Consider the following 3,228-nt stretch of genomic DNA (forward strand, 5'->3'; position numbering starts at 1 on the left):
CGAAGAGGTTTTTCACGTTGCTGTCAGGGATAGGGACCGCCAACAGCCCTGCCGGTTTATCAACCACAAAGATATCTCTATCCTGATGAACGATATAAAAAGGGTGCTTCTTCGCTGCCATATATCTCCGTGTACGAACAGAAATTGGATAGAGAACCTTATACAGGATCTAAGCTTCTACGTCATGCACTTCCTTAAGAATAGCCTGGGCATTGGCATCGCCATCCTGTATAACGCGATGCTGCAGGTTTGTGATAATTTCCTGCTGGGCCTTTTCAAAGGCTTCTTCTTTCGCTTGTTTTTCGTTGCCGGTACGGAACAGATCGTAGATATCATCCGCCCGGATAATACTATACAGATCATCTTCATTAAAAGCATGCGAACGCAGCTCTTCATACTGCTTAAATACTTTTGGAAACTGCTTACTGTCATCCACCCTGGTAATCACTTCCACATCCTCGGGGCCTTCTGCGCTGAGCGGCGTCTTGCATAAATAGAAAAACTTGTGCTCGTATTTCATACGATATAACCTAAACAGTTAAAATGCGATTAAGGATTTTCTGCTCCCAAAGATAAGAAAAAAATCCAACTCTTCTTAACCTCTCTGTTCAATACTGCAAAGCGCTTATTTAGAAGCTAATTATTCAATATTTTAACTTATCACTCTTTCAACAGTTCGATACGCTTGCAATGTCGTTTGAAATTATTTTTGTTTTCGGCCTTCTCGGGCTCGCCCTGTTTTTATTTGCAACCGATTACGTCTCATTTGATGTAGCAGCCATCATTTTGCTGGTCTGTTTACTGGCTTCCGGGATCCTGACGCCTGAAGAGGGATTTTCTGGAGCCAGTAACCCGGCTACCATCACCATTGCCGCCATGTTTGCCATCAGCGAAGGGTTGCGCAGAACCGGACTACTGAATAAAGCGGGCAACTTTTTTTGTGATAAAATGGAAGACCGCTTCTGGCCCTGGCTTCTTGTCATGCTTTTATTTGTGAGTTTTGCCTCCTCTTTCATGAACAATACGGCCGTCATTATGATCTTCATCCCGGTTGTTATTGACATTGCAAACCGCATCGGTATCAGTCCCTCAAAACTGCTAATGCCTCTCTCTTTTGCCGGTATCTTCGGAGGCATCAGCACCCTCATCGGCACCTCCACCAACTTATTGGTCAGCTCTATTGTGGAAGAACGGGGGGCTGCGGGCTTTGACATGTTTGACTTTTCGGCGATGGGACTGGTTTTTTTAGGGGCAGGCTTTATCTATATGTTTCTGTATGGTATCAAGGCCATCCCTTCCCGGCGAAAAGAGGAGGAGAGTGAGCTCACCTCTGAATTTGAAATGGCCGAATACCTGACCGACTTACGCGTCAAATCAAACTCCGACCTTATTGGCAATGTTTTGGATACCGGGGAACTTACCCGTGAGCTCGACCTCGATGTCCTGCGGATTTTCAAATCTGAACACGATTCCTCGGCTCAGCGTAGTGAAGTCAAAATCCAGGAAGATGACCTGTTGCGCATTCGCGGAAGTGCCGACGAAATCGAGAAGCTGCTCCGCCGTGAAGACCTCGCTTTTCAACCTCCACACGAATGGATGGATACCGACCTGAAGCACGGTCGCGACGCACTTGTCGAAGCGGCCGTGGCACCGGAATCCTCTTTGGAGGGCCGCAAACTGTCGGATATCGATTTTGGAGAACGCTTTGGCGCGGTGCCCCTGGCTATCCGGCACCATGGCAGGCTGCAACAGGAAAAATTGGGTGATGTAAAACTAAGCGGAGGCGATGCTATGTTACTTAACATGAGCAAAGAGCGCATCCAGGATCTCAATAACGATCCGGCATTTGTCATTACTTCAGAACTCGATGTCCTGCGTCCCCGTACCGAAAAAACCCCCGTTGTCCTCACTATCCTCGCATTAGTAGTTGGAATTGCGGCACTGGGTCTCGCACCGATTGTCGTTACGGCACCGGCTGGTGTTATTGCAATGATTATTACCAATTGCATATCTACCGAAGAGGCTTATACCGCCATTAACTGGAAAATAATCATGTTGTTAGTGGGAGTCCTGCCCCTGGGCACGGCCATTGACAAAACCGGAGCCGGCGCCATGATAGCCGAAACCATGATTATCCTGCTCCAGGATTTTGGTCCCGTAGCAATTATGTCAGGGTTTTATCTGCTCACAACAGTCATTACCTCGATCATTTCAACAAATGCATCGGTAGCCCTCCTGGCACCCATTGCCGTTGAGGTGGCGGGACAGATCGGCGTGAATACCGAACCGATGGTCCTTGCGGTCAGTTATGCCGCTTGTCTTACTTTCATCACCCCCTTTGGACATCACGCCAATACCCTCATTTATGGACCGGGCCAATATGAATTCACTGATTTTACAAAGATAGGGTTACCGCTGAACCTCCTTTTTTGGATTCTGGCTACCCTTTTGATTCCTGTAGTATGGCCTCTGTAAGTAACAGTCTTTTTGAAAATCCCGAAATGTATTATCAACCCGATTCTCACTCCCCTGGCCCGGATAACTCACCAGGAAATCGGCTCGTGAATAGGTTTAGAATACAGCTTAGGTTGCCAGACAAATACCTTGATTTACAGTGTTGGTCAGTATAACTTTACTGACTTCACCCAAACAGGTTTAGTATACACGTTACATTACATTATTTTTCGGACTTTTAGCTACGACATTCATTCCCATATTCTGGTCATTTTAACATATGGTTGAATGGCTTAAAAAGACGTTTAAAATCGTTGATTGGCTACCCCGTTACAGCCTCTCAAAATTACGCGGCGATCTGTCGGCGGGACTTACTACCGGTATTATGTTCATTCCGCAGGGGATGGCTTATGCCGTCATAGCCGGGGTGCCACCTATCTACGGGCTCTATGCCGGCGTGATCCCCCTGCTGATCTACCCGCTGCTGGGGACCTCCAAAAACTTGTCGGTCGGACCGGTGGCCGTGGATATGCTTATCATCGCAGCGGGTGTAAGCCTGCTGGCGGAACCGAACAGTACCGAATACATCCGTCTTACTATTGTATTAACCATGATGGCGGGAGGACTGCAGCTGATTATGGGATCCATGCAGCTGGGGGCCGTTTTTAACTTTTTCTCGCGTCCCGTCATTGCAGGGTTTACCCTTGCCGCACCCCTCATCATCGCTTTTACCCAGCTCAATAATTTGCTGGGCATTGAACTTTCCAATACCCA

Annotated in this window: 3 protein-coding genes; 2 read left to right on the forward strand and 1 reads right to left on the reverse strand. The window is 47.6% G+C overall.

The window, feature by feature from the left end; all coding sequences use genetic code 11:
- Positions 1-169 precede the first annotated feature (169 nt).
- Complete coding sequence (locus ACESLU_RS13395) at positions 170-520, reverse strand: hypothetical protein (protein WP_372639134.1); 351 nt, start codon at positions 518-520, stop codon at positions 170-172.
- A gap of 170 nt (positions 521-690) precedes the next feature.
- Between ACESLU_RS13395 and ACESLU_RS13400 the strand changes: the two genes are divergently transcribed.
- Together ACESLU_RS13400 and ACESLU_RS13405 are read left to right on the forward strand one after the other, a co-directional pair.
- The gene (locus ACESLU_RS13400; protein ID WP_372639135.1) at positions 691-2,475 is read left to right on the forward strand and encodes an SLC13 family permease; all 1,785 of its coding nucleotides are present in this window, start codon (positions 691-693) and stop codon (positions 2,473-2,475) included.
- Between the two features lie 259 nt (positions 2,476-2,734).
- On the forward strand, positions 2,735-3,228 hold a 494-nt coding region (locus ACESLU_RS13405; protein WP_372639136.1), incomplete at its 3' end, for a SulP family inorganic anion transporter.

This window comes from Fodinibius sp. (assembly GCF_041642155.1).
Classification (GTDB): Bacteria; Bacteroidota; Rhodothermia; order Balneolales; family Balneolaceae; genus Fodinibius.